Annotated in this window: 22 protein-coding genes; 13 read left to right on the top strand and 9 right to left on the bottom strand. The window is 66.6% G+C overall.

Features of this window, described 5'->3' with window-relative positions; translation table 11 throughout:
• Window positions 1–73: 73 nt before the first annotated feature.
• Window positions 74–985 (top strand): NADP-dependent oxidoreductase, encoded by a 912-nt coding sequence (locus BST42_RS22050; RefSeq protein WP_083121444.1) that lies wholly within the window; start codon window positions 74–76, stop codon window positions 983–985.
• Here BST42_RS22050 and BST42_RS22045 read toward each other — a convergent pair.
• The 5 genes from BST42_RS22045 to crtI all read right to left on the bottom strand — a co-directional run bounded on the left by BST42_RS22045 (window position 982) and on the right by crtI (window position 6741).
• Window positions 982–1977 (bottom strand): Rieske (2Fe-2S) protein, encoded by a 996-nt coding sequence (locus tag BST42_RS22045; RefSeq protein ID WP_083121443.1) that lies wholly within the window; start codon window positions 1975–1977, stop codon window positions 982–984. The two genes, BST42_RS22050 and BST42_RS22045, sit on opposite strands and share 4 nt — an antisense overlap.
• Entirely contained in the window at window positions 1974–3509 is a 1536-nt protein-coding gene (locus BST42_RS22040) for an FAD-dependent oxidoreductase (protein WP_083121442.1), read from the bottom strand. Before BST42_RS22040 ends, BST42_RS22045 begins: the two co-directional genes overlap by 4 nt.
• Window positions 3506–4231 carry a class I SAM-dependent methyltransferase gene (locus BST42_RS22035; protein ID WP_083121441.1) on the bottom strand — a complete coding sequence of 242 codons (726 nt, stop codon included), beginning with the start codon at window positions 4229–4231 and terminating at the stop codon, window positions 3506–3508. Before BST42_RS22035 ends, BST42_RS22040 begins: the two co-directional genes overlap by 4 nt.
• A 63-nt stretch (window positions 4232–4294) precedes the next feature.
• Window positions 4295–5215 (bottom strand): phytoene/squalene synthase family protein, encoded by a 921-nt coding sequence (locus BST42_RS22030; RefSeq protein WP_083121440.1) that lies wholly within the window; start codon window positions 5213–5215, stop codon window positions 4295–4297.
• Between the two features lie 2 nt (window positions 5216–5217).
• Window positions 5218–6741 (bottom strand): phytoene desaturase family protein, encoded by a 1524-nt coding sequence (crtI, locus tag BST42_RS22025; protein ID WP_083121439.1) that lies wholly within the window; start codon window positions 6739–6741, stop codon window positions 5218–5220.
• 253 nt (window positions 6742–6994) lie between these two features.
• Here crtI and BST42_RS22020 point away from each other — a divergent pair, with 253 nt between their 5' ends.
• Genes BST42_RS22020 through BST42_RS21995 form a run of 6 tightly spaced genes read left to right on the top strand, consistent with a single transcriptional unit; the run spans window position 6995 to window position 13117 of the window.
• Window positions 6995–8521 carry an ABC transporter substrate-binding protein gene (locus tag BST42_RS22020; protein WP_083121438.1) on the top strand — a complete coding sequence of 509 codons (1527 nt, stop codon included), beginning with the start codon at window positions 6995–6997 and terminating at the stop codon, window positions 8519–8521.
• Entirely contained in the window at window positions 8521–9462 is a 942-nt protein-coding gene (locus BST42_RS22015) for an ABC transporter permease (protein WP_435406057.1), read from the top strand. Before BST42_RS22020 ends, BST42_RS22015 begins: the two co-directional genes overlap by 1 nt.
• The gene (locus BST42_RS22010) at window positions 9459–10316 is read left to right on the top strand and encodes an ABC transporter permease (RefSeq protein WP_083121437.1); all 858 of its coding nucleotides are present in this window, start codon (window positions 9459–9461) and stop codon (window positions 10314–10316) included. The genes BST42_RS22015 and BST42_RS22010 overlap by 4 nt, the downstream gene beginning before the upstream one ends.
• Window positions 10313–11899, top strand: a complete 1587-nt coding sequence (locus BST42_RS22005) for a dipeptide ABC transporter ATP-binding protein (protein WP_083121436.1) — start codon at window positions 10313–10315, stop codon at window positions 11897–11899. Before BST42_RS22010 ends, BST42_RS22005 begins: the two co-directional genes overlap by 4 nt.
• Window positions 11900–11911: 12 nt before the next feature.
• Entirely contained in the window at window positions 11912–12361 is a 450-nt protein-coding gene (locus tag BST42_RS22000) for a RodZ family helix-turn-helix domain-containing protein (RefSeq protein WP_083121435.1), read from the top strand.
• 15 nt (window positions 12362–12376) lie between these two features.
• The gene (locus BST42_RS21995) at window positions 12377–13117 is read left to right on the top strand and encodes an SDR family NAD(P)-dependent oxidoreductase (protein ID WP_083121434.1); all 741 of its coding nucleotides are present in this window, start codon (window positions 12377–12379) and stop codon (window positions 13115–13117) included.
• On the opposite strand, the gene BST42_RS21990 is transcribed toward BST42_RS21995, so the two are convergent.
• Both BST42_RS21990 and BST42_RS21985 read right to left on the bottom strand, forming a co-directional pair.
• Complete coding sequence (locus BST42_RS21990) at window positions 13114–13566, bottom strand: SRPBCC family protein (RefSeq protein ID WP_083121433.1); 453 nt, start codon at window positions 13564–13566, stop codon at window positions 13114–13116. The two genes, BST42_RS21995 and BST42_RS21990, sit on opposite strands and share 4 nt — an antisense overlap.
• 5 nt (window positions 13567–13571) lie before the next feature.
• Complete coding sequence (locus BST42_RS21985) at window positions 13572–13910, bottom strand: DUF732 domain-containing protein (protein ID WP_083121432.1); 339 nt, start codon at window positions 13908–13910, stop codon at window positions 13572–13574.
• Window positions 13911–14246: 336 nt separating this feature from the next.
• Here BST42_RS21985 and BST42_RS21980 point away from each other — a divergent pair, with 336 nt between their 5' ends.
• From BST42_RS21980 to BST42_RS21970, 3 genes are all read left to right on the top strand, one after another.
• On the top strand, window positions 14247–14678 hold the full coding sequence (locus tag BST42_RS21980) for an MmpS family transport accessory protein (RefSeq protein ID WP_083121431.1): 432 nt from the start codon (window positions 14247–14249) through the stop codon (window positions 14676–14678).
• Window positions 14675–17563, top strand: coding sequence for an MMPL/RND family transporter (locus BST42_RS21975; protein WP_083121430.1), 2889 nt, complete (start codon window positions 14675–14677; stop codon window positions 17561–17563). Before BST42_RS21980 ends, BST42_RS21975 begins: the two co-directional genes overlap by 4 nt.
• 144 nt (window positions 17564–17707) lie before the next feature.
• Window positions 17708–17995, top strand: coding sequence for a hypothetical protein (locus BST42_RS21970; protein WP_083121429.1), 288 nt, complete (start codon window positions 17708–17710; stop codon window positions 17993–17995).
• A gap of 2 nt (window positions 17996–17997) precedes the next feature.
• Here the strand turns inward: BST42_RS21970 and BST42_RS21965 are convergent, their stop codons facing one another.
• On the bottom strand, window positions 17998–19122 hold the full coding sequence (locus BST42_RS21965) for a phosphotransferase family protein (RefSeq protein WP_083121428.1): 1125 nt from the start codon (window positions 19120–19122) through the stop codon (window positions 17998–18000).
• 91 nt (window positions 19123–19213) lie between these two features.
• Here BST42_RS21965 and BST42_RS21960 point away from each other — a divergent pair, with 91 nt between their 5' ends.
• Window positions 19214–19687 (top strand): SRPBCC family protein, encoded by a 474-nt coding sequence (locus tag BST42_RS21960; protein ID WP_083121427.1) that lies wholly within the window; start codon window positions 19214–19216, stop codon window positions 19685–19687.
• Here BST42_RS21960 and BST42_RS21955 read toward each other — a convergent pair.
• Window positions 19671–19946, bottom strand: coding sequence for a hypothetical protein (locus tag BST42_RS21955; RefSeq protein WP_083121426.1), 276 nt, complete (start codon window positions 19944–19946; stop codon window positions 19671–19673). The two genes, BST42_RS21960 and BST42_RS21955, sit on opposite strands and share 17 nt — an antisense overlap.
• Window positions 19947–20267: 321 nt before the next feature.
• Between BST42_RS21955 and BST42_RS21950 the strand changes: the two genes are divergently transcribed.
• Together BST42_RS21950 and BST42_RS21945 are read left to right on the top strand one after the other, a co-directional pair.
• A complete protein-coding gene (locus tag BST42_RS21950) occupies window positions 20268–21899 on the top strand; it encodes a glycoside hydrolase family 183 protein (protein ID WP_083121425.1) in 1632 nt (543 codons plus the stop codon).
• A gap of 74 nt (window positions 21900–21973) precedes the next feature.
• Window positions 21974–22465 carry a winged helix-turn-helix transcriptional regulator gene (locus BST42_RS21945; RefSeq protein WP_083121424.1) on the top strand — a complete coding sequence of 164 codons (492 nt, stop codon included), beginning with the start codon at window positions 21974–21976 and terminating at the stop codon, window positions 22463–22465.
• Window position 22466 lies beyond the last annotated feature (1 nt).

Raw genomic sequence — 22466 nt, 5'->3', positions numbered from 1 at the left:
TGTTTCGAACTCGAAGCAAGTTGGAGCTCGTGTAACTGCTTCGAACTCGAAGCAACTAACCGAGGAGACCATCATGAGGGCAGCGTTTTTCCACCGATACGGCGACAGCGACGTGCTGGAGTACGGCGACATCGATCGGCCGGCACCCGGCCCGGGCGAGGTGCTGGTGAAGGTCGCCGGGACGTCGTTCAACCCGGTCGACGCCGGGATCCGTGGCGGTTACCTGTCGGACGTTTTCCCGATCGTCTTCCCGCACGTGCCGGGTATCGACGTGGCGGGCACGATCGAAGAACTCGGTGACGACGTCAGCGGGTGGCAGGTCGGCGACGCGGTCGTGGGTCTGCTGCCCATGGTCGGCCGCGGTGCGGCCGCTGAGTATGTGGTCGCCCCGGCCGAGTCACTGGCAGCGGCGCCGACGTCGGTGCCGCTGGCCGATTCCGCTGCCCTGCCGACCGTCGCTCTCACCGCCTGGCAGGCTCTGTTCGAGGTGGCCGGGGTGACGGCCGGGCAGACCGTTCTGATCAACGGTGCGGGCGGAGCGGTCGGCGGTTACGCGATCCAGCTCGCCAAGCAGGCCGGTGCCGAGGTCACCGCGACCGCGAAAGCGGGTGCGGCCGAACGCCTCCGCGGTCATGGTGCCGACCACCTGATCGACTACTTGGATTACACGGCTACCCCGGTCGCCGAGGGAGCGCCGTTCGATGTGGTGCTCAATCTGATCGGCACGACCGCCGAGGAGACCGACGCATTGGCCGGCCTGGTGGCCGACGGCGGGCACTACGTCGGCACCATGACATCGGGGCCGGGCCAGCGGGTGTTCGTCCGCAGCGACGCCGCCCAACTCGCCGATCTGGTCAGCCGCGTGGATGCCGGTCTACTGACGATCGATGTCGCCGATCGCCGGCCGCTGGCCGAGATCGCGGCGGTGCACGCCGACGCCGATGCCGGCCGCCTGCCCGGCAAGACGATCCTGACGCCCGCCTAGCCGGAGGTCGCCTCCCGCAAGGCGTAGAGCCGCTCGGCGTAGGCGAGGTCGTCACGCCACAGCCGGGTGGCCGCCAGGCGCATGAACGGCGTGATGAGTGGCGCCACGCGCAGCGAGTGATGGAAGCCGGTGCGATCGGATTGTGCGACAACGGCTTCGATCACCGCTGTGCGTGGACGTCCGTCGCGCCCAGGCCCCATCGGGGTGGCGTGGGTCTCGACGACGCTACCGGCGCCCTCCCCGTCCACGATCCGCATCACAATGGTTCGCGGCTCGGGCGCGGTGAACTCCGCGATCACCGGGACGCCGAGGCGGCCCATCCGGAACGTCACCGCCACCAGGAATTTATCGGCGTCCTCGTCGGCGTCGACTGCCGGCGCACTCAGCACCTCCAACTGGGTGAACGAATACGGGTGGAACCAGGCGCCGTGCCAGGGATCGAGCCGGTTGGCGATGATGTCGGAGGGTTCGCACACGCCGTCCAGTCGCGTCACCGCCGCCAGCCGCGGCCCCGATGGACGGGCCGGCACCACCGGAGCGTCGAGCGGCGGTTCGCCGCCCACCCGGTCCAGCCGGACCCACACGAGTACGCCGTCGTCAAAGGCCGGCAACGGCTTCCAGCCGAACTCGCGACCACCCTCCAGCCGCAGCCCGTGCCACGGGCAGATCAGACCACCGCATTCCACTTTTCCGGTTGCAAGGTCAGCGCCCAGATGGGGGCAGGCGGCAGGCCCGACGTGCAAGCGGCGCTGCTGATCTCGCCACGCGACGATGTCGAGTCCACCGACTCGGGTGCCGAACGGCCGATTGGCCCGAACGTCGGTGCTGGCCCCGAAGACATACCAGTTGCCGCTGGGCCGGCCTTCGGCACGGCGCAGCGCGGCGGCGATGAGCGCAGGCTGGGCGTCCTGATAGGTGGGCCGCTGCCCGGCCCAGTTCCCTTTCGGGATGACTTGCAACGGAATCGATTTCATTCGCGACCGGAAACTCATGACGCGCGCCTTTCCCGGCTGGCCAGCCGGCGCAACAGCGGAGAGCGCCCCTGCACCGGAACGGTGTGCAGGGTGTGCCCGGAAATCCCCCACCCGGCCAGCAGTTGATTAGCGGCCATCCACCCGGTGGTGGCGGCGCGCTCCATCAGTGCGACCGGCAAATCGATGCGGATACCGTCGCCGGCCAGCATCAGGCCGGGAACCGGGGTGTCCACGGTCGGCCGGTTGGCGAACGCACCCGGGGAGAACAACGGGCAGTCGTCACGGACCAGTAGCGTCTCCTTGACGATGCCGGCCGCCGCGGTCTCCGGGTACAACTGATGCAGCCGGGCCAGCATGCGGTCACGAAGGTCGTCGACCTGGGGCGCGTCGCCCACCGAGTACGAATGCACCTCGACGACCGAACCCCGGTGTGCGCGAGCCCATTCAGCAGCCTGGTTTTCGTAGCTGCTGACCACGCTGATGTTGTCGACAGGGTCCAGGCCACCGGTACCCAGGAAGGCCGGGCGGTCGGAATTCACCGGGCGGTCCAGCCACAGTCGCTGCACCATGAACGGTGGCGCGGTCTGCATCTGTGCCACGTTGTGCCGCCAGCCTTCGTCGCCGAGACCCGGCGAGGCGGCCACGATGCGTTGCAGCGCAGCGATATCGGTCGCCAACACCACACCGTCGGCGTCGATCGTGGCTCCGGTGGAATCGCGCACCTGCAGCACCTTGCCGCCGCCGCGGGTCACCGATTCCGCAGCTACCCCTCTGCGCACCCGAACACCGTGCTCGATCAGATACTGGCCCAACGGTTCCCACAGCGCGGTGTCGAAATTCGACGCGGCGACGTCGAAGACCAATCCTTCGCTGGAACCGAGGAAGTAGATGTGGAACATCGTCGCCAGTTCGGCCGCCGAAAGCCGCTCCGGCCTGGCGAAGAAGCTGCGGGCGAACACTTCGAACGCCAGATGGCGGGCGGCGACGGGAAAGTTGATCTTGGTCAGGAAGGTGCCCGCATCGAGTCCGTCGAGCTGTTCGTAGATGTCCGGTACCGACACCGCGGCGAGCGGGGCGGCGGCAACGGCGTTGAGCCGCATCAGGTCCCGCATCCGGAAGGTGGGGCTGCGCAGCGCGAAGGCAAGCGCGTTCCACGGCGGCCTCTTCGGAAGCCCGCGGAAGGTGTCCCGCCGGCCTTCGCCGTCGACCAACGGGTAGTCTTCGACCGCCCGCAGCCGCTCGAGCTCGGGATCGGTGCGGCGCAACAACCATCGCAGGTTGTAGTACTGCCGGAAGAACGCGTGGAAGCCGCGGTTGTTCGCCACCTGCGTACCGTCGGGAAGTTGCTCGGTCCAGCCGCCGACCCGCCCGCCCAGATAGTGCTGCGACTCCAGAAGGTCGACGGTGACACCGCGTTCGGCCAGGCCGGTGGCAGCCGACAGGCCGGCGATCCCGCCGCCGACCACGACGACATGCGGTGTGGCGGGTAACGCGTGGGCATGCGGCACGCCGGCGATTGCCGGGTGAGCGACGCGGCGAGGATCGATCATCGCGGCGCGTCCGCCAAGAAGGTGTGCACGATGTCACGCTGCCAGCCGGGCATCGTCTCGCTGTGCACGCCGGCGAAACCCGCTGCCGTCAAGCGCCGCTGGAAGGCGGCCGCGCCGTCGAACGCGTTCACGCTCCGCCACAGGTGCCGATACAGGGTGGCGTTGCGGGTTTGCCGCCAGCCGGACGGGATGATGATGCCCCAGCACACCGCGTTCCAGATGGCCGAGGCGGCGCGGGAATCACGCACCGAGTACTCGTGCACTGCCAGCGTTCCGCCGGGCCGGAGCAGCTCGCGGAAGGTCCGCAACTGCGCGTCGGGGTCGGCGAGGTTGCGCAACAGATACGCCGCGAGGATGCCGTCGAAGGGGCCCTCGACGCCGGCGTCGGTGATCTTCTCGATCGGGCTGTGCACGAACCGGACCGAGTCGGGCCAGGACTTCGCACTGGCCTCGGCCAGCATGCCCGCCGATGCGTCGACGGCGACGATCTCGGCATGCGGGGCGGCGTCCAACAGTGCGGCCGTCGAGGCACCGGTGCCACAGCCTGCGTCAAGCAGCCGCAGCCCCCGTCCGCCGCCCGGAATCCGCATCCGTCGTGCGGAGATCCGCAGATGATCGTGATAGCCCGGATTAGCGCCGACCAGCTTGTCGTAGGCGTGCGCGCCGACATCGAAGGCGCCGGGAACCTCGGCGCGATCCAGGCCGCGGTTGGTTACGGTCATGATCGAACTCCTGGCTCATCGCAACGGGGCCGCTGCTCTACCCATAACAACATGCCTTCGGTATCAGGCGGCGCCGCGGGCGTGACGAGCCCGGACCAATCCGGCGGCGAAGACCTGCAGCCGTCGCCCGATGGAGACCGAGGCGCGTCGGCTGAACACAGCGAAGTCGATGGCCTCGATGCGATCGAGGATCTCCGAGTACAGCGTGAACGCGGTCGTCACACAGGGCCTCGACTGCGGCGCGAGCAGGGCGATCCCCTTGCGCGCCTGCCGGTAGACGCCGCGGGCGATGTCGTGCTGAGCGGCCAGCGCGCGGCGCACCTTCGGATCGGTGCGGCGGTTCTGGTGGCACCAGGTCAGCACGTCGCGGTCGACACCGAAGGTGGCGAGCTCGTCGGCGGGCAGATAGATGCGGTCGCGCGCGAGGTCCTCGTCGACGTCGCGCAGGAAGTTGGTCAGCTGGAAGGCATTGCCCAGCGCCTCGGCGTACGGAGCAGCCTCTTCGGCAGGCCCGACGGTGCCGAGGATGGGCAGCATCTGCAGTCCGATGACCGCCGCCGAGCCACGCATGTAGTGGTTCAGCGCCGGGCGATCCGGATAGTCGGTGACGGTGAGATCCATTCGCATCGAGGTCAGGAAGTCGTCGAACAGGTCACGCGGGATCTGGTAGGTGCGGGCGGTGTGCAGAACGGCGGCCAGCACCGGCTCCGTCTCGTCCCCGTTGAAGAACTTGTCCGAGAGTTCGTCGAGGCGACGCTCCCGGTCGGCGACACTCGCGTCGATCTCCATGTCGTCGAGGATGTCGTCGGCGTATCGGGCGAACCCGTACAGGGCGTGCACCGGCGGGCGCTGCGAGGGGGCGAGCAGCCGGGTGGCCAGGAAGTAGGTCCGGCCGTGCTGGGCGTTGAGACGCCGGCAGTAGCGGTAGGACTCGACCAGTCGCGAATCGTCGATGCCTGCGGCATGCAACTCGGTGTGGATCATCGCTACCTGCTTCCCGACCCGACGATGGTGCGTTTGGCGGACGAGTCATCGACGGCACCGGTGACCCGGTCGGCGGCCAGCCGCCCGGAGATCATCGCTGTCGGGATGCCGACGCCGGGCACGGTCGACCCGCCGGCGAGGACGGCGTTGTCGATGCCGCGGACCATGTTGGCCGGCCGGAACGGACCGGTCTGGGCGAAGGTGTGCGCCAGCGCGAACGGCGAGCCGGCGGCCATCCCCTGTGCGGCCCAGTCGGCGGGGGTGACCACGTCCAGGATCTCGGCGTCGTCGGCGAGTCCGGGCATCAGTCGTTCGGCGGCGGTGGCCACCACCTGCCGCGCGTAGCTGTCTCCGGTCGAACTCCAATCAACTTTGCCCACTTCGAGATTCGGCGCCGGCGCCAGGACGTAGAGCAGGTCGCGGCCGGCCGGTGCGAGGCTCGGGTCCCCTGCGGTAGGCCTGGTCACCAGCAGCGAAGGGTCGCTCATCAGCACACCGTCGCGGATGATCTCGTCGAACGTGCGAGCCCACTGGTGCCCGAAGCTGATGTTGTGATGAAGCAGGCGATCACCGACCTCGGGGACCCCGACGTGCACGACGACCGCGGACGGTGCGGGCCGCACCTTGATCGGACGCCGCGGTGTGCGGCCGAGCAGCTGATAGGTCAGCGGCAGCTCGGTGGTCAATACCACAGCGTCACAGGCAATTCGTTCACCGTCGCCGGTCTGCACCGCAGTCACCCGCGAGCCGGAGCGTTCCAACCGGTCCACGGTGGAGCCGTAGCGGAACCGCACACCCGCCGCTTCGGCCGCGGCGGCCATCGCCTCCGGAACCGCGCGCATGCCACCGCGCGGGAAGTACACGCCCGCAACGGTATCCATGTACGCGATCACCGCGTAGGCGGCCAGCGCCTGCTGAGGCGGGACACCTGCGTAGAGCGCCTGGAAGGTGAAGAGTCGTTGCACCCGTTCGTCGGTGATGAACCGACCGACCATCCGTTCCCAGCCGCGGAATCCGCCGATGGCGGCGAGTCGGGCCAGTTGCGGGGTCAGCAGCGACAGCGGGGAGGAGAAGTTGGAGGCGATGAAGCCGTCGAACTCCAGCCGGTAGAGCTCGGTGAGCCAGGCCCGGAGGCGTTGGTAACCGGCCGCCTGGTCCGGGCCCGCGAACTCTTCGATGGCCGCGGTCATCGCATCGGCGTCGGGGTGCACGTCCAGCGAGCGCCCGTCGGCGAAGCTGGCCCGGTACGCGGGGGCGACCGGGACCAGGTCCAGATGGTCGGCCATCGACGCGCCGACTGCCGCGAAAGCGTCCTCGATGATGTCCGGCATGGTCAGCACGGTCGGGCCGGTGTCGATGCGGTAGCCGGCGATGTCGGCCTGGCCCATCCGCCCGCCAGGGAACGGATAACGCTCGACGACTGTGACCGATCGCCCGCGACCGGCCAATTGCAATGCGGCCGACAGCCCCGACAGGCCCGCGCCTACCACCACGACATGATCGGTGGCGCCCGGGACGGTACGCATCACTCGCTCCTCTCCACGCCGAGGGCTTGGTTCGCCCCGGCCGAGCCCCTAGGCGATACCCCGCCGGATGCACTTGCAATCACCTGGCTGCGGTCTGGCCTCCATTCAATGCGAGTGGCCGGTCCCGCGCCTCAAGCGCGGACACATGGTCACGCACGCGTAATTATTTTGCAGTCCGTCTAGCTGCAGATACGCACCGATTATCGCAGCTGGGCGTTTACCCATCAACGGTTCGGGAAACCCGCATCCCATCATGAGACGACCAGCGGTATTGGCCGCTGCCCTCGTAATGATCGGGCTGCTGGGGGCATGTTCGACAGGCTCGCGGGTTGATCTGGGCGGACCTTCGGCGGGCAACATCACGGCTGCGATCGCCGGCGAGCCGGACCAGCTGGATCCGCAGCGCAGCACCGCCTATTTCTCCTTCGAGGTACTGGAGAACGTCTTCGACACCCTTGTCGAGCCCGACGCGAACCTCGAGATGCGGCCGGCGCTCGCCGAATCCTGGCAGGTCTCCCCCGACCAACGCACCTGGACCTTTCATCTGCGCCCTGGAGTGAACTGGCACGACGGTTCGCCGCTGCGCGCCTCCGATGTGGTGTACTCCTACCGGCGGATCATCGACGAGAAACTCGCCAACGCCGACAAGCTCAGCGCCGTTCGTGAGCTACGCGCGCCGGATCCGCAGACAGTGGTCATCGACGTGGCGCACCCCACCCCGAACCTGCTGACCAACCTCGGCGGCTTCAAAGGGTTGGCGATCGTGCAGCGTCGCAATGTCGAAAGCGGCCAGATCGCAACGCATCCGGTGGGCACCGGTCCGTTCGCCTTCGCCGGACGCAAGAGCGGTGACTCGATAACCCTGACCGCGAACAGGAGCTACTGGGGAGGCGCCCCGAAAGTTCCTGGCGTGACGTTCCGATTCATCTCCGAACCGTCGACGGCGTTGTCGGCCCTGCAGGCCGGTGAGATCGACTGGACCGACGCCATTCCGCCGCAACGCGTCGAGCAGCTGAAGGGCGACGATTCCATTCACCTGGCCGTCACGCCGTCCAACGACTACTGGTATCTCGCACTCAACGAAGCACGCGCACCGTGGAATGACGAGCGGGTGCGACAGGCCATCGCCTACGGCATCGATCGGGCGTCGATCGTGCAAGCCACCAGCTACGGGACCGCGACCGCGAATCAGCTTGCTATTCCTCAGGGCAATCCGTGGTACACGCCCTACGACCGCTACCGTCACGACGAGGGCCGCGCCCGAGATCTGCTGCGACAGGCCGGGATCGGCAATCAGAAGTTGGACATGCTGGTCACCAGCGAGTACCCGGAGACGGTGACCGCGGCGCAGATCATCGCCGACAACCTTGCCGCGGTGGGTGTCGACGTCAGCATCCGCACGGTGGATTTCGCGACCTGGCTCGACGAACAGAACAGCGGCCACTTCGACATGCTGATGATGGGGTGGCTCGGCAACATCGATCCCGACGACTTCTACTACGCCCAGCACCACACCGGCGGCTCGAGCAATGCGCAGAAATTCTCCGACCCGGTTGTCGACCGACTGCTGGATGCGGCGCGCGAAGAGACCGACCGTGCCCGGCGTCAGGACGAGTACGCCCGAGCCGCGACGATCATCGCCGACAAGGCCAGCTACATCTACCTGTACAACCCGTCGGTCATTCAGGCGTGGTCGACGAACCTGGCCGGATATGAGGCCCGCCGCGACGGCGCCGTGAGGTTTCGCTCAGCCCACCTGACGAGAGGTGGTGCGGGGTGATCGCATTCCTCCTGCGACGGCTGCTGTATTCGGCGGTCGTGATGTTCGGTGTACTGGTAGTGGTGTTCGCGCTGGTCCACCTGGTGCCCGGCGACCCGGTGCGCATCGCACTGGGAACGCGCTACACACCGGAGGCCTACCAGGCGTTGCGCGCGGCCAGTGGGCTCGACCGCCCACTGATCGCGCAGTTCTTCTCCTATGCCGGCTCGGCGCTGACCGGTGACCTCGGGGTCAGCTTCCGCAACGGCGAGCCGGTGACGGCGACGCTGCTCGAGCGGCTGCCCGCGACCGTGTCCCTTGCCCTGGTCGGCATCCTGATCGCCTTGCTCATCGCGCTGCCCGCGGGCATCTATTCGGCCCTGCATCGTGGCCGAGCAGGAGACGGAATCGTCCGGGTGGCAAGCCAATTCGGCGTCTCGATCCCCGACTTCTGGATGGCGATCCTGCTGATCGGCCTGTTCGCCTCGACCCTGGGCTGGTTACCCACCTCGGGGTACCGGCCGCTGCTGCAGGATCCGGGCGGCTGGCTTCGCCACATCGTCTTGCCCGGCCTCACGGTCGGAATGGTGGCCGGGGCGATCATGACCCGGTACGTCCGGTCGGCGGTGCTGGAGGTCGCCGAGGCCGGCTACGTGCGAACCGCCCGGTCCAAAGGACTTGCACCCCTGGTGGTCACCTCACGACATATCGTGCGCAACGCGCTGGTTCCGGTCCTGACCATCACCGGCATCCAGCTGGCGACCATCCTCGGCGGGGTGATCGTCGTCGAGGTCGTGTTCGCGTGGCCGGGGTTGGGACGGCTGACCTTCAACGCGGTCGCTGCCCGTGACTATCCGCTCATCCAGGGGGCAGTGCTGCTGATCGCCGCGCTGTTCCTGCTGATCAACTTGATCGTCGACGTGCTGTACGCCGTGGTCGATCCACGGATCCGGCTGTCATGAGAAAGTCGAATTGGCGGTTGCTCCTTGGCAATCCGGTCGCACTGATCAGCGCGATACTTCTGCTGGCCATCGTCGTCGCCGCAGTCGGCGCGCCGTGGCTGGCCCCGTCCGGCGTCAACGACGTCGATGTGCCGAATGCCCTGCAGGCTCCCGGCGGCGCGCACTGGTTCGGCACCGACGAGCTCGGCCGCGACATCGCCTCGCGGGTGCTGGTCGCGACTCGAGCCTCACTGGAGGTCGCCGTCGTCAGTGTCGCATTCGCGCTTGTCGTCGGGGTGAGCGTCGGCTTGCTCGCCGGGTACCGGGGTGGCTGGGCGGACACGGTGTTGATGAGATGCGTCGACGTCATGTTCGCATTCCCGGTTCTGTTGCTGGCGTTGGCGATTGTCGCCGTCCTCGGTCCGGGCCTGACCACCACCATGCTTGCCATCGGCGTCGTCTATACGCCGATCTTCGCCCGGGTTGCCCGGGCCAGCACCCTGGGCGTGCGGGTCGAACCCTATGTGGCGGTGTCACGTTCGATGGGCAGCCCGCACCGTTACATCCTGGCTCGCCACGTGCTACCCAACATCGCCGGGCCACTGATCGTGCAGACGTCGCTGTCGTTGGCGTTCGCGATCCTCTCGGAGGCGGCTCTGTCGTTCCTGGGGCTGGGCCTGCAACCACCGCAGCCGTCGTTGGGCCGGATGATCTTCGACTCACAGGGATTCGTCACGCTGGCGTGGTGGGTGGCGGTGTTCCCCGGCGCCGCGATCTTCGTGATCGTGCTGGCGTTCAACCTGTTGGGCGATGGACTCCGAGATGTCCTGGATCCCAAGCAGCGCACGTCCACCGAGGCGGGGTGGGCCTCATGACGCCCGTGCTCAGTGTGCGCGACCTGCGGGTGCGACTCGGCCGCCGGGAGATCGTGCGGGGCATCTCGTTCGACGTCGAGCCCGAGCAGACGCTGGGGATCGTCGGCGAATCCGGGTCGGGTAAGACGATGACCGCCCTGGCGGCCACCGGTTTGCTCGACACCCCGGGTGCCGTGGTGAGCGGCTCGAGTTCACTTGTCGCCAAGGATGATTCGATCGAGTTGGTGGGCGCCAAACCCCGGGTGCTCCGCAGCGTGCACGGCGGTCGGATCGGGTTCGTCTTTCAGGACCCCGGAACGTCACTCAATCCGCTGCTGACGCTGGAGCGTCAAATCACCGAATCACTTCAGGCACACAAGAACCTGACCCGACGCAGCGCCCGGGTGCGCGCGCTCGAACTGCTGGAAGCCGTCGGGCTGCCCGAGGCGCAGCGCCGGCTGGACAGCTACCCGCATCAACTCTCGGGCGGCCAGCGACAACGGGTCATGGTGGCGATCGCGCTGGCCTGCGACCCCGAACTCCTGGTCGCCGACGAACCGACCACCGCCCTGGACGTGACCACGCAGGCGCAGATCGTGGCCCTGATCAAGGATCTGCAGCGCGATTTCGGCGCCGCGGTGGTGTGGATCAGTCACGATCTGGGTCTCGTCGGGCAGGTGGCGGACACCGTCGCGGTGCTGCGGGACGGGGTGTCGGTGGAACAGGCGCCTGTGCTGGACATCTTCGACTCCCCGCGCCATTCCTACACCCGTGAATTGCTCGACGCGCGACCGCTGATCGGCACCGGCGGCCCGCCGCCCGCCCCGGCCGACGCCGGGGTGTTGCTGGACGTCGACACACTGCACGTGGAATTCGGCGGGGAGACGGCGGTCAAGGACGTGACGTTCCAGATCCGCCGCGGCACCACCCTGGGTTTGGTCGGCGAATCCGGGTCCGGCAAGTCGACGGTGGCCGGGGTTCTGACCGGACTGGTCACCCCCACCTCGGGCACGGCCACCCTGGACGGGGTGGACATTCTCGGGGTGCGCGGCTCGGACGAGAAGGCGCTACGCCGCCGGATCAGCCTGGTGCTGCAGGACCCGTTCTCGGCGCTCGACCCGCGCGCTCGCATAGGTTCGGCGATCGCCGAACCCCTTGCAGTGCACAGTATTCGGCGCGGCAAGCGCGCCCGCGCCGAGCGGGTGACCGAACTGCTCGAGCTGGTGGGCCTCCCGGGCGAGTTCGCGTCGCGCTATCCACACGAGCTGTCCGGGGGCCAGCGGCAGCGCGTCAGCATCGCCCGGGCACTGGCGGTCGAACCCGAACTGGTCATCCTCGACGAGGCGACGGCGTCCCTCGACGTCTCGGTCCAGTCCCGGGTGCTGGATCTGCTCGCCGATCTGCAGCGCGACCTGCACCTGACCTACCTGTTCATCTCGCACGACCTGGCGGTCGTGGAACGGATGAGCCACGACGTGCTGGTGCTCCGCGACGGTGCCATGGTCGAATACCGGCCTGCCGCCGACCTACTCGCGGCACCCGAGCAGGAGTACACCCGTGCGCTCGTGGCGGCCGTACCGCCAGCGCGACCGCGTGCGGGCTGACATGCTCGTGGCGTGAAAACACTTGCCGTCACCGAGCCCTCCGAGCCGAACACCGTGGCCGGCTCGGTCGCCACCACCGACAGCGCGGTCGTGGCCGGATCAGTCAGCACCATCAGCAGCGCGGTCGTCGCCGGGTCCATCGCGACCGTCGGCAGCGCCGTGGTCAACGCCTCGATCGCGACCGCGGGCAGTGCCGCCGTCGTCGGATCCATCGCCACCGCCGGCAGCGCCCTCGTTGTCGGCTCGGTGGCCACCTCGGGCAGCGCACTGATCGCGGGCAGCGTGCTCTCCGTTTTCTCGGTGCGGCTGCGCAAATGCGTGGCGTGCCTGGCGTGCGTCGCGTGTCGGGGGTGCACCGCCTGCGTCGGCTGTGTGAGATGCACCGACTGCGTCGGCTGCGTCGGGTGCTACAACTGCTCGGGACTGCGCAACGCGAAGGGACTTCGCGACGTACACGCTTGAGCGAAGGGTCGGGTTATGACACAGCTGGACGGGAAGGTCGCGTTGGTGACCGGGGCGTCGTCGGGCCTCGGGGCTGCGACGGCGCAGGTGTTCGCCGAGCGGGGAGCCTCGGTATTCGGCATCGCCCGCGACGCCGAGCGGATGGCGACGGTGTTCGAATCCGTTCCCGGCGGCGCGTATTCGTCGGTCGACATCACCAGCGCGCAGGCCTGTCATGATGCGGTGGCGCAGTGTGTCGAGCACTTCGGCCGGCTCGACGTGCTCGTGAACGCGGCGGGCTTTCACCAGATGCGGCGCACCCCGTCGGTCACCGACGAGGACTGGGATTACGACCTCGCCGTCAACCTGAACGGCCCGTTTTATCTGACCCGCGCGGCGCTGCCGAAGCTGTTGGAGGTCGGCGGCAACATCGTCAACGTCGCCTCGATCGCCGGCATCGAGGGCGAGGTCTATTCGGCGGCGTATTGCGCGGCCAAGCACGGGCTGGTCGGAATGACGAAGGCCTTGGCGATCGAATACACCAAGGAGCAGTTGCGGGTGAACGTCATCTGCCCGGGCGGCATGCTCACCCCGCAGGTGACCGAGTTCAAAACCCCCGAGGACGCGGACTGGGATCTGATCATGCGTATCGCCGCACCCCGCGGGATGATGGCGCCCGCCGACGTGGCGAAGGTGATCGCATTCCTGGCGAGCGACGATGCGACGACGATCCACGGCGCGGTCTACAACGTCGACAACGGGAAGACGGCCGGCTAGCTCCTCTCGAAGTGGCGGCGGATGCCCGCCAGCATCTCGGTGTGCGCGTCGACCGCCTGCCGCACGGTGATACCGAGCAGCGGCCAGGGCGCGGTGAACCGGATCCGCTCGGTCAGCCGGGTTCCGGTGGGTATCGGATCGAAGGACACCACCGAGTCCAGCCGAACGGCCGGGAACTGGCGAGCCTCGGTGCGAACCGGACCCGACGTGGGTACCTCGAGTCGCGCGGTATAGCTGATCGGAAGGGTCGCGATCCCCAGCGGGATGCGGTCACGGACCCGATAAATCTGGACGTAGCCGTCCTCAGTCGCGGTGTGCGAGAGCGTTTCGACCGACACCACCAGCGGGTGGACGTCCTTGATGTTGTTCAGATCGACGTAGTGCGCGCGCACCGCGTCGGGCGCGCCGGGCACGTCCTGTGCGACGACCCGGTCGACGGGACCTGCCACGCCGACTACTGGACGGCGACTGCCTGCAGAACGCCGACCTGGTCCGGGCAGTAGGTGCCGATCGCAGCGCCGAGGAACTGCAGAGCCTGGCCCTGGTTGGTACCCAGCGGGAGGTTGGTCACCAGGAACTTCGCCGAGGCGTAGGCATCCTTGTCCAGTCCGGTGGCCAGACGCTTGCACGTGATCTTGCCGATCCACGCGTTGTAGTCACGAGGCCCGTAGATCCCGAAGGTGTGAAGCTGGTTGGCGAAATCGGTGTCGGGGTCGGCGTGCGACGGCGCGGCCAGCACGATCGGCGCCGCGACGGCCGCAACGGCGGCCATGGCAAGCCTCGTAACGTTCATGGCCAAGATTGTAGGACAGCTAAACACCGTCGCAAGAGCCATCCCGCACAATTGACCGCGTGACGCTGGAATTAGCTCCCGGCGAGTGTGACGGCAGCCGGCCTCGGCCGGTGGTGTGACCTCGGGCACGAACGCCGAGGGGGAATCGATTGGAGCCGTTACCGGGGGGTATCGTCCGATCAATTAAGTGAGCTAATCTCTTACGTTAAGTCAGCTAAGCTGTCGCGACATACAAGAAAACGGGGTTGAGATGGGACGGACGGCCGCGCTCACGAACGGCGCCGAAGGAGTCACCGCGCTGTCCGTGCCGGCGTCGTAGTTTCGTCGGGGAATCCTATGGTCAAGGCACTGAGGCGGGCGTGGATACCGCTGCTCATCGTAGTGGTGGTGGCCATCGCCGCGTTCGGTGTCTTCCGCCTGCACGGTGTCTTCGGAAAAACCGAGCTCACCCGTCCCGGCAGCGGCTTGGCCAACGACACGAAGCCGTTCAACCCCAAGCAAGTGACCTATCAGATCTTTGGCCCCGAAGGCGCTGTGGCAACCATCAACTATCTCGACCTGGACGCGCAACCGCAGATCGCCCGTGACATCACGCTGCCCTGGTCGTTGACGCTCACCACGACCGCCCCCGCCGCCAGCGCGAACATCGTCGCCCAGGGCGACACCGACACCATTGGGTGCCGCATCCTCGTCGACGGCGTGCTCAAGGACGAGAAGACCTCGACCGGCGTCAACGCCCAGACCTTCTGCCTGGTGAAGTCCGCATGATCGACCTGCAGACCCCGCCCAAGAAGAATCCCTTGATCCCCCGATTCGTCCGGGCGTTCTCGGTGCCGATCGTCCTGCTCTGGCTGGGTCTTGTCGTCGTGCTCAGTGTCGCGGTGCCGTCGCTGGAACAGGTGAGCCAGGAGCACACGGTCTCGCTGGCGCCTGAGGACGCGCCATCGATGAAGGCGATGAAGAAGGTCGGCAAGGACTTTCAGGAGTTCGACTCCAACAGCAGCGCGATGGTGCTCCTCGAGGGCGATCAGCAGCTGGGCCCTGAGGCACACCACTACTACGACAGCTTGATGCAGAAGCTGCGCGCCGACACCAAGCACGTCGAGCACATCCAGGACTTCTGGGGCGACCCGCTGACCGCCGCCGGCTCCCAGAGCGCGGACGGCAAAGCCGCCTACGTCCAGCTCTACCTTGCGGGCAACCAGGGCGAGGCCCTGGCCAACGAATCGATCGACGCGGTCACCAAGATCGTCAACGACAATCCCCCGCCCGCAGGGATAAAGGTCTACGTCACCGGACCGACCGCGTTGAGCCACGACCAACACAACGCAGGTGACTCGGCGGTCAAGCTGATCGAGGCCATCACGATCGGCGTGATCTTCGTGATGCTGCTGCTGGTCTACCGATCGATCACGACGGTGATCCTCGTGCTCGTCATGGTGTTCACCGAGCTCACCGCGGCCCGAGGGGTCATCGCCTTCCTCGGCCACTACGAACTCATCGGCCTGTCGACGTTCGCGGTGAACCTGCTCGCGACCTTGGCCATCGCCGCCGCGACCGACTACGCGATATTCCTGATCGGTCGCTATCACGAGGCGAGGCTGGCCGGTGAGGACCGCGAGACGGCCTTCTACTCCATGTATCACGGCACCTCGCACGTGATCCTTGGCTCGGGCCTGACCATCGCAGGCGCGACATTCTGCCTGCACTTCACCCGGCTGCCGTACTTCCAATCGCTGGGCTTCCCGCTGGCCATCGGCATGCTCGTCGTGGTCATCGCAGCACTGACGCTCGGCGCGGCCGTCATCTCGATCGGCGGCCGGTTCGGACTGTTCGAGCCCAAGCGGAAGATGAACACCCGCACCTGGCGACGCGTCGGCGCCGCGGTGGTCCGCTGGCCCGGACCGATCCTGGTCGCCTCGATCGCGCTGTCGTTGATCGGGCTGCTGGCGCTTCCGTCCTACAAGACCAACTACAACGACCGCTACTACCTGCCGGGCAGCATCCCCGCCAACCAGGGTTACGCGGCCGCCGACCGGCATTTCCCGCAAGCCCGGATGAATCCCGAGCTACTGCTGATCGAAACCGACCACGATGTGCGGAACCCGGCCGACATGCTCGTCATCGACCGAATCGCCAAGACCGTCTTCCACATTCCGGGCATCGGTCGGGTGCAGACGATCACGCGCCCGCTCGGCACCCCGATCGAACACACCTCGATCCCGTTCATCATCAGCATGCAGGGCACCAACCAGACGATGAACATGTCCTATCTGCAGGACCGCATGAAGGACATGCTGAAGATGGGCGACGAATTACAGGTCACCATCGACACGATGGAGCGCATGCTGGCGCTGACCAAAGAGATGGTCGGGATCACCCACAGCATGGTGGGCAAGACCAAGCAGATGGTGGCCGATACGAACGAGATCCGGGACAACATCTCCGATTTCGACGATTTCTTCCGGCCGATTCGCAACTACCTCTATTGGGAGCCGCACTGCTTCGACATCCCGATCTGCTGGTCGATGCGCTCGATCTTCGACTCGCTCGACGGAATCGACACGCTCAGTGACGATCTCGGGGCGCTGGTGGTCGATATGGACAGGCTCGACGTCCTGATGCCCAAGATGCTCGAAGTCATGCCGCCGATGATCGCGACCATGAAGACCATGAAGACCACCATGTTGACCATGCAGTCGACGATGGGCGGGCTGCAGGACCAGATGGACGCCATGCAGCAGAACGCCACGGCACTGGGGCAGGCGTACGACGCGTCGAAGAACGACGACTCCTTCTATCTGCCGCCCGAGGTGTTCGACAACCCGGAATTCAAGCGCGGCCTGAAGATGTTCGTCTCGCCGGACGGAAAAGCGGTGCGGTTCATCATCTCCCACGAAGGAGATCCCGCAACGCCAGAAGGCATCTCACATATCGACAAGATCAAGAACGCCGCATTCGAGGCGATCAAGGGCACCCCGCTGGAAGGCTCGAGGGTCTATCTCGGCGGTACGGCGTCGGTGTACAAGGACATGCAGGAAGGCGCGAACTACGACTTGATGATCGCCGGCATCGCTGCGCTGTGCCTGATCTTCATCATCATGTTGGTGATCACCCGAAGCGTCGTGGCGGCGGCGGTGATCGTCGGCACGGTGGTGCTGTCGCTCGGTGCGTCGTTCGGGTTGTCAGTCCTTCTGTGGCAACACATTCTGGGTCAGCCGTTGCACTGGCTTGTCATCGCGATGGCGGTGATCATCCTGTTGGCGGTGGGATCGGACTACAACCTGCTTCTGGTCGCCCGGTTCAAGGAAGAGATACACGCCGGGCTCAACACCGGCATCATCCGGGCGATGGGCGGCAGTGGATCGGTGGTGACGTCGGCCGGGCTGGTCTTCGCCTTCACCATGGCGTCGATGGCGGTCAGTCCCCTTAGGGTCGGTGGACAGGTGGGGACGACGATCGCCCTGGGCCTGTTGTTCGACACCCTGGTGATTCGCTCGTTCATGACACCGTCGATCGCCGCGCTGCTGGGCCGGTGGTTCTGGTGGCCGCAGCGGGTGCGTCAACGTCCGCTGCCGGAGTCGTGGCCGACGCCGCAGGAGGCGGCCGACCGGCGGCCGGTGGACGCGAACACCCCGGGCGGCCCGACCTGATCGTTTGGGTCTGATCCGAGCTGGCGAGTCGTCGGCTGTTCGACACCTGTTCAGCCGCTGTTTGCACAGTGGCAAGTCCGGCCATGACTTTGCTGTCATCCTTGACGGCAGCCCTGAAGGCCGGCCGTCGATGGAAGGACTTTGATGTCGCTCGAACTGCGCTGCATCGCAACACTGCTGATTGGTGTGGGTACGTCGATTGTGCTGGCCCCGTTGGCCGTTGCCGATCCCCCGAGCATCCCGGAACCGGGATCGGAATCGGCCGCCGCCACCATCCGTGATCTCGACGCCGCGGGTTACGACGTGCAGCTGCAGTACGAGAACGGCGCACCGCTGTCCCCGCTGTCGCAATGCACAGTGACCGATATCAACACCACAGGGTCGGCCGGCAGCCAGGGCCTCGCCTACGTCACCATCAACTGCCCCAAGTAGCTTCAGCCCGCGTGCTGCAGCGCGGTGACGGTCTCCAGTTCCTCGACTGCCGTTACCGCACGCCGTAGACCCTCCAGGGCAATGCCTTCGGACTGCATACCGCCGAGGCCCGCGGTGGCCAGCGCCGAAAGATACGGGTGCACAACGGCTTGCCGGTATCGCATCCACAGGTCGTCACGGTCGAGTCTCGGGCCGCCCCGGCCTGCGAGTGCATTCCGATACGTATCGAGCAGTTCGTGCTCGACAGTCCCGCGATCGACGACGGGCGTGCCCAGCACGATCGCGTAGGCCAGATCGCGTGACGGATGACCGCGGCGGACCACCTGCCAGTCCAGCAATCCGGCATGTCCGTTGCGGAAGAACGTGTTTCCGGGATGGGAGTCACCGTGCAACACCGTGTGCGGACCGCTGTCGATCAGCTCGACGACGGTGGGAAAGTTCTCCCAAATGTAGCGCCCGGCGTGCACGGGTATTGTCGTCGAGCCGGCCAGCCGCCGCGCGGATGCCCGCATCACCGTGGGCGTGATGAGATTGGCCGGGTCATCCGACGGGGCTATCAGCCAGCCGAATTGACCACTGCCACCTGACTTTTGCGGTAACCGGCCCCAGAACGTCGCGTGCAGTCCGGCGAGAGATTCGACGACTTGCGCCATCTGATCGGTGGACAACGGGTGCAGGGTGTCGGGGAACTCGCACGGCGTGCGGGACATGTCCTCCAGCACGATCACGAACCGGCCCGTCAGTGAGTCGAATGCCGAGCCGTATGACTTCGGAATCCCGGATCCGAGTTCTGGTGCCAACTCCCGGTAGAACCGAGCCTCGGTCTCCCCGAGGCCGGCCAACTCCCCCAGCATTCTGATTCCGGCGGTGGCAGCGGTCATCTTCACGAACACCGATGACGGCACGTCGACACCGGTGAGGCCGAGACGGGCCCGGCTCGACGTGCCGGCCGCGCCGTCCAGGACGGCCACCGAGTCGACAGGGCGGCCGATGATCTCGGACAACGCCGTTGGCGTCAGGTCGGCGATCCGACGCGGAAACGACCGCCTAGCACCGAGGACCGAGTCGAAGGCAAGACGCCGCACACCGCGGCCGAGATGGACGCCGAAGCGTGCAGCTGAACGCACCGGAGGACCATACCCCCGCCGGGACACGCGGAGTTACAAATTAGAGAGAAAGTGTAAACTGCGCGGACAGCCGACGCGAAAGGCAACGCAATTGGGCATCGTGACCACCAGCTCGGAGACGGCGTTCAGTCAATCGCCGGAGACGATCTACGACTTCGTCACCAATCCCGCCAACTGGACCAAGACCTACCCCGGCAGCAGCTACGTGGGGAAGCTGGACACGCTGCCACTGGCCGTAGGCGATACGTGGGAAGAAGGCGGCCCCGACGGAGACCGGATCTTCACGTGGCACCTGGCGATCGCCGTGCGACCGAAGCTGTGGGTGTTCACGTCGGTGGGCCGACTGGGCCACGACCGGGAGGGCAACGGCGGAATGGAGGGGCGGATCACCGTCGAATACCACTTCACCACGCCAGGAGCGGACATCACATTGTTCACTCGCACGATGACCATCGAGGCGCCCAAGGACGCCCCGATGCCCGACGGCTTCTTCCGAATCGTCAACCCGGCCAATATCGACCGGTATCACGCCGCTATCGCGCGGGAGCTCAGCCAATCCCGTTGAGGCCGTGGTGGTGATTGCCACCCGAGTCGGTTGGGGCCGGCGGAGCGATCACCGTCGGGCTGAACTTGTTGGGGTTCGACGGGTTGAGCCCCTTCTCGGTGGGGGTGGCCGACGGGCTCGGTGACGTCGTGGTCGAGACCGACGGCGACGGTGCCGGGTTCTCGTTCTTGCTGCAGGACGCGACGAACGACGCCATGGCAACGAGGGCGGCACCACCGATGACCGCAGCGATACGGGCGGAAACAGAGGGCGAATTCATGAAAATCCTTTACCGAATGCGGCGATCTCGCCCTCGCCGGGGGCCTTAGATAGGCCTGAATGCCTGTTCAAGCGGAGATCTTGCCACGGACGGCCGGGATTGGCAAACATTCGTGCCGATGTCCGTGTTTCCTCGCAGCTCCGCGACGCCGTCCGGCGGGTTCGCCGGGGTGACGACCCGCCGGCCGTGATCACCAAGGCCGAGCGGCTTCTCGTCGTTGCATGCCCAGTGAATTTGTTTGCAGACTTGTGACTCCGAGTCGGCCACGGGGTTTGCCAGGTGCGGTACCGTCTTCTCAGCGTTTTCTAAGGGGAAGCAGTCATGGGTTCGACGAATAATGCCTCGGCGTATGTGGGCCGCATCGGTGGCCTGGCAGTGGGATTGGGTGTCGGGGTGGCGATCCTCGCCGGCGCCGGCGCGGCCTGGGCGGAGGGGTCCGGCTCGAGCGACTCTGGCTCGTCGTCGCACAGCTCGTCGCACAGCTCGTCCAGCACCGGCTCCTCCGGACCGTCGAAGCCCAAGGCCACCGCGTCGTCGGCCCGCACGTCGAACAAGCTGACCGTGCGCAGCGCCACCAAGGCGCCCGAGGCCACCGCGATACCCAAGGCCGGCGCGGCCAGTGCCGCGCCGAAGCCCACCGCACCGAAGGTCGTCACCAAGCTGTTGTCCGCAGTCGGCGTGACAACCGAACCCAAGGGCGTGGCAACCTCCCAGCGCCAGGCAGCTGCCGTGGCGACAGCACCCACGACCATCCCGTCGTATCCGGTCGGCTGGGTGACCGGACAGGCGAACAATGCCTACCCCGGCATCGGATGGCCCCAGACGAACAACACCAAGGGCTTCGGGATCTACGGCACCGACCTCGGCATCATGTGGGAGAACGGGCTGACCGGCAACATCCAGCTGGCGTTCGGTGACACCTTCAGCGCGCCGGGCATGACCGGCGACTGGCGCTCGAATGTCCTGTTGCTCAGCCAGGACAAGAACCTGACCAACGGCCTGACCCTGCTGCAGACCGGGTACGCCTACCAATTCATCCCGCGCAATTCCGGCGTGCTGTTCCCGTTCCTGGGTTCGGAGGTGACGGTCATCCCGACGTCGGCCATCTCGGTGAACAACGAGCAGTACGTCAACTACATGTCGGTCAAGTCGTGGGACACCCCGGGGCGCTGGACCACCAATTACTCGGCCATCTCGATGTACGACCCAGCCACCGACAAGTGGGTGCTGCAGCGGTCGACCATCCGCTCGGCGAGCTGGTTCGGCTCGACGAAGCCCTACGTCCCCGGCAACCAGAACTTCCAGCAGGCGGCCTATGTCCTGCAGCCCGCCGATCAGGTTGCCGAGGGCGACACCCAGTACCTCTACGCGTTCGGCACCCCGTCGGGTCGCGCCGGCTCGGCCTATCTCTCCCGGGTCGCCGTCGACGACGTGAACAACCTCGCCAAGTACCAGTACTGGAACGCGACCACGAGCACCTGGATCACCGGCAAGCCCGTCGCCGCCACGCCGATCATCGGCGATTCCACCCGTTCCGCAGGGCTTTTCGGACCGGTCATCGACTGGGCGAACAACCCGAAGGTGCTGGGTGGGATGCTGGGCGGCCTGTTCGGTGCCAAGACCGGCGGCAACGTCAGCGAGATGTCGGTCCAGTACAACGACTATCTGGGCAAGTACGTGATGATGTACGCCGACGGCAACAACAACGTCAAGATGCGCTACGCCGACTCCCCCGAGGACGCATGGTCGGCACCGATCACGGTGGCGACGTCCGCGACGTATCCGGGGCTGTACGCGCCGATGATCCATCCGTGGTCGGGCACCGGAAAGCTGGTCGACGGCAACGGAAATCCGGACGACAGCACGCTGTACTGGAATATGTCGCTGTGGGGCAACTACAACGTCGTGTTGATGGAGACCGACCTGTCGTCGCTCAAGGCCACACTGGTCTAGATTCACCGAACGCCACTTCCGAGTGGTGAGCGGCCTCCCTCAGTCCATAATTCAGACTCTGCTAGCCTGGCACAGTGCCCGTCGATCGTGACCAGATCAGTGCCGAAAACTGTTCGGTCAAGCGAGCACTGGACATCGTCGGCGAGAAGTGGACGTTGTTGGTGCTGCGTGAGGCGCTGTACGGCGCGCGGCGCTTCGAGCGGTTTCAGAGCCGCATCGGCTGCCCCCGCCAGGTTCTCACCGACCGCCTGAACACCCTTGTCGCGGCTGGCGTGCTGCGGAAGGCGCCCTATCAGGAGCCGGGCCAACGAGAGCGTCACGAGTACCGGCTCACCGACAAGGGCCGGGACCTGTTGCCGGCCGTGATCGCGCTGATGCACTGGGGCGACAAGTGGGAGGCCGACGCGGCCGGCCCACCGGTCGAGGTCGTGCACCGAGAGTGCGGCCATCCGGTCGAACTGGTTCTGCAATGTCGCGACGACCACACCCCGCTGACCGCCCACGACACCGAGCCGCGGCCAGGCCCCGGCGCACGCCCAGCCAAGACCGGAAAGACGAGGCGATGAC

It is taken from the genome of Mycolicibacterium rhodesiae, from assembly GCF_002086695.1.
GTDB lineage: Bacteria > Actinomycetota > Actinomycetes > Mycobacteriales > Mycobacteriaceae > Mycobacterium > Mycobacterium rhodesiae.
Note: the sequence above shows the minus strand (reverse complement) of the source record. Positions and strands in the feature narration are given on the sequence as shown.

What these genes read in the sequence shown, in the direction of transcription:
- BST42_RS22050 (WP_083121444.1), top strand. Translation starts at nt 74, where the DNA reads ATGAGGGCAGCGTTTTTCCACCGATACGGCGACAGCGACGTGCTGGAG.
- BST42_RS22045 (WP_083121443.1), bottom strand. Translation starts at nt 1,977, where the DNA reads ATGAGTTTCCGGTCGCGAATGAAATCGATTCCGTTGCAAGTCATCCCG.
- BST42_RS22040 (WP_083121442.1), bottom strand. Translation starts at nt 3,509, where the DNA reads ATGATCGATCCTCGCCGCGTCGCTCACCCGGCAATCGCCGGCGTGCCG.
- BST42_RS22035 (WP_083121441.1), bottom strand. Translation starts at nt 4,231, where the DNA reads ATGACCGTAACCAACCGCGGCCTGGATCGCGCCGAGGTTCCCGGCGCC.
- BST42_RS22030 (WP_083121440.1), bottom strand. Translation starts at nt 5,215, where the DNA reads ATGATCCACACCGAGTTGCATGCCGCAGGCATCGACGATTCGCGACTG.
- crtI (WP_083121439.1), bottom strand. Translation starts at nt 6,741, where the DNA reads ATGCGTACCGTCCCGGGCGCCACCGATCATGTCGTGGTGGTAGGCGCG.
- BST42_RS22020 (WP_083121438.1), top strand. Translation starts at nt 6,995, where the DNA reads ATGAGACGACCAGCGGTATTGGCCGCTGCCCTCGTAATGATCGGGCTG.
- BST42_RS22010 (WP_083121437.1), top strand. Translation starts at nt 9,459, where the DNA reads ATGAGAAAGTCGAATTGGCGGTTGCTCCTTGGCAATCCGGTCGCACTG.
- BST42_RS22005 (WP_083121436.1), top strand. Translation starts at nt 10,313, where the DNA reads ATGACGCCCGTGCTCAGTGTGCGCGACCTGCGGGTGCGACTCGGCCGC.
- BST42_RS21995 (WP_083121434.1), top strand. Translation starts at nt 12,377, where the DNA reads ATGACACAGCTGGACGGGAAGGTCGCGTTGGTGACCGGGGCGTCGTCG.
- BST42_RS21985 (WP_083121432.1), bottom strand. Translation starts at nt 13,910, where the DNA reads ATGAACGTTACGAGGCTTGCCATGGCCGCCGTTGCGGCCGTCGCGGCG.
- BST42_RS21980 (WP_083121431.1), top strand. Translation starts at nt 14,247, where the DNA reads ATGGTCAAGGCACTGAGGCGGGCGTGGATACCGCTGCTCATCGTAGTG.
- BST42_RS21975 (WP_083121430.1), top strand. Translation starts at nt 14,675, where the DNA reads ATGATCGACCTGCAGACCCCGCCCAAGAAGAATCCCTTGATCCCCCGA.
- BST42_RS21970 (WP_083121429.1), top strand. Translation starts at nt 17,708, where the DNA reads ATGTCGCTCGAACTGCGCTGCATCGCAACACTGCTGATTGGTGTGGGT.
- BST42_RS21955 (WP_083121426.1), bottom strand. Translation starts at nt 19,946, where the DNA reads ATGAATTCGCCCTCTGTTTCCGCCCGTATCGCTGCGGTCATCGGTGGT.
- BST42_RS21950 (WP_083121425.1), top strand. Translation starts at nt 20,268, where the DNA reads ATGGGTTCGACGAATAATGCCTCGGCGTATGTGGGCCGCATCGGTGGC.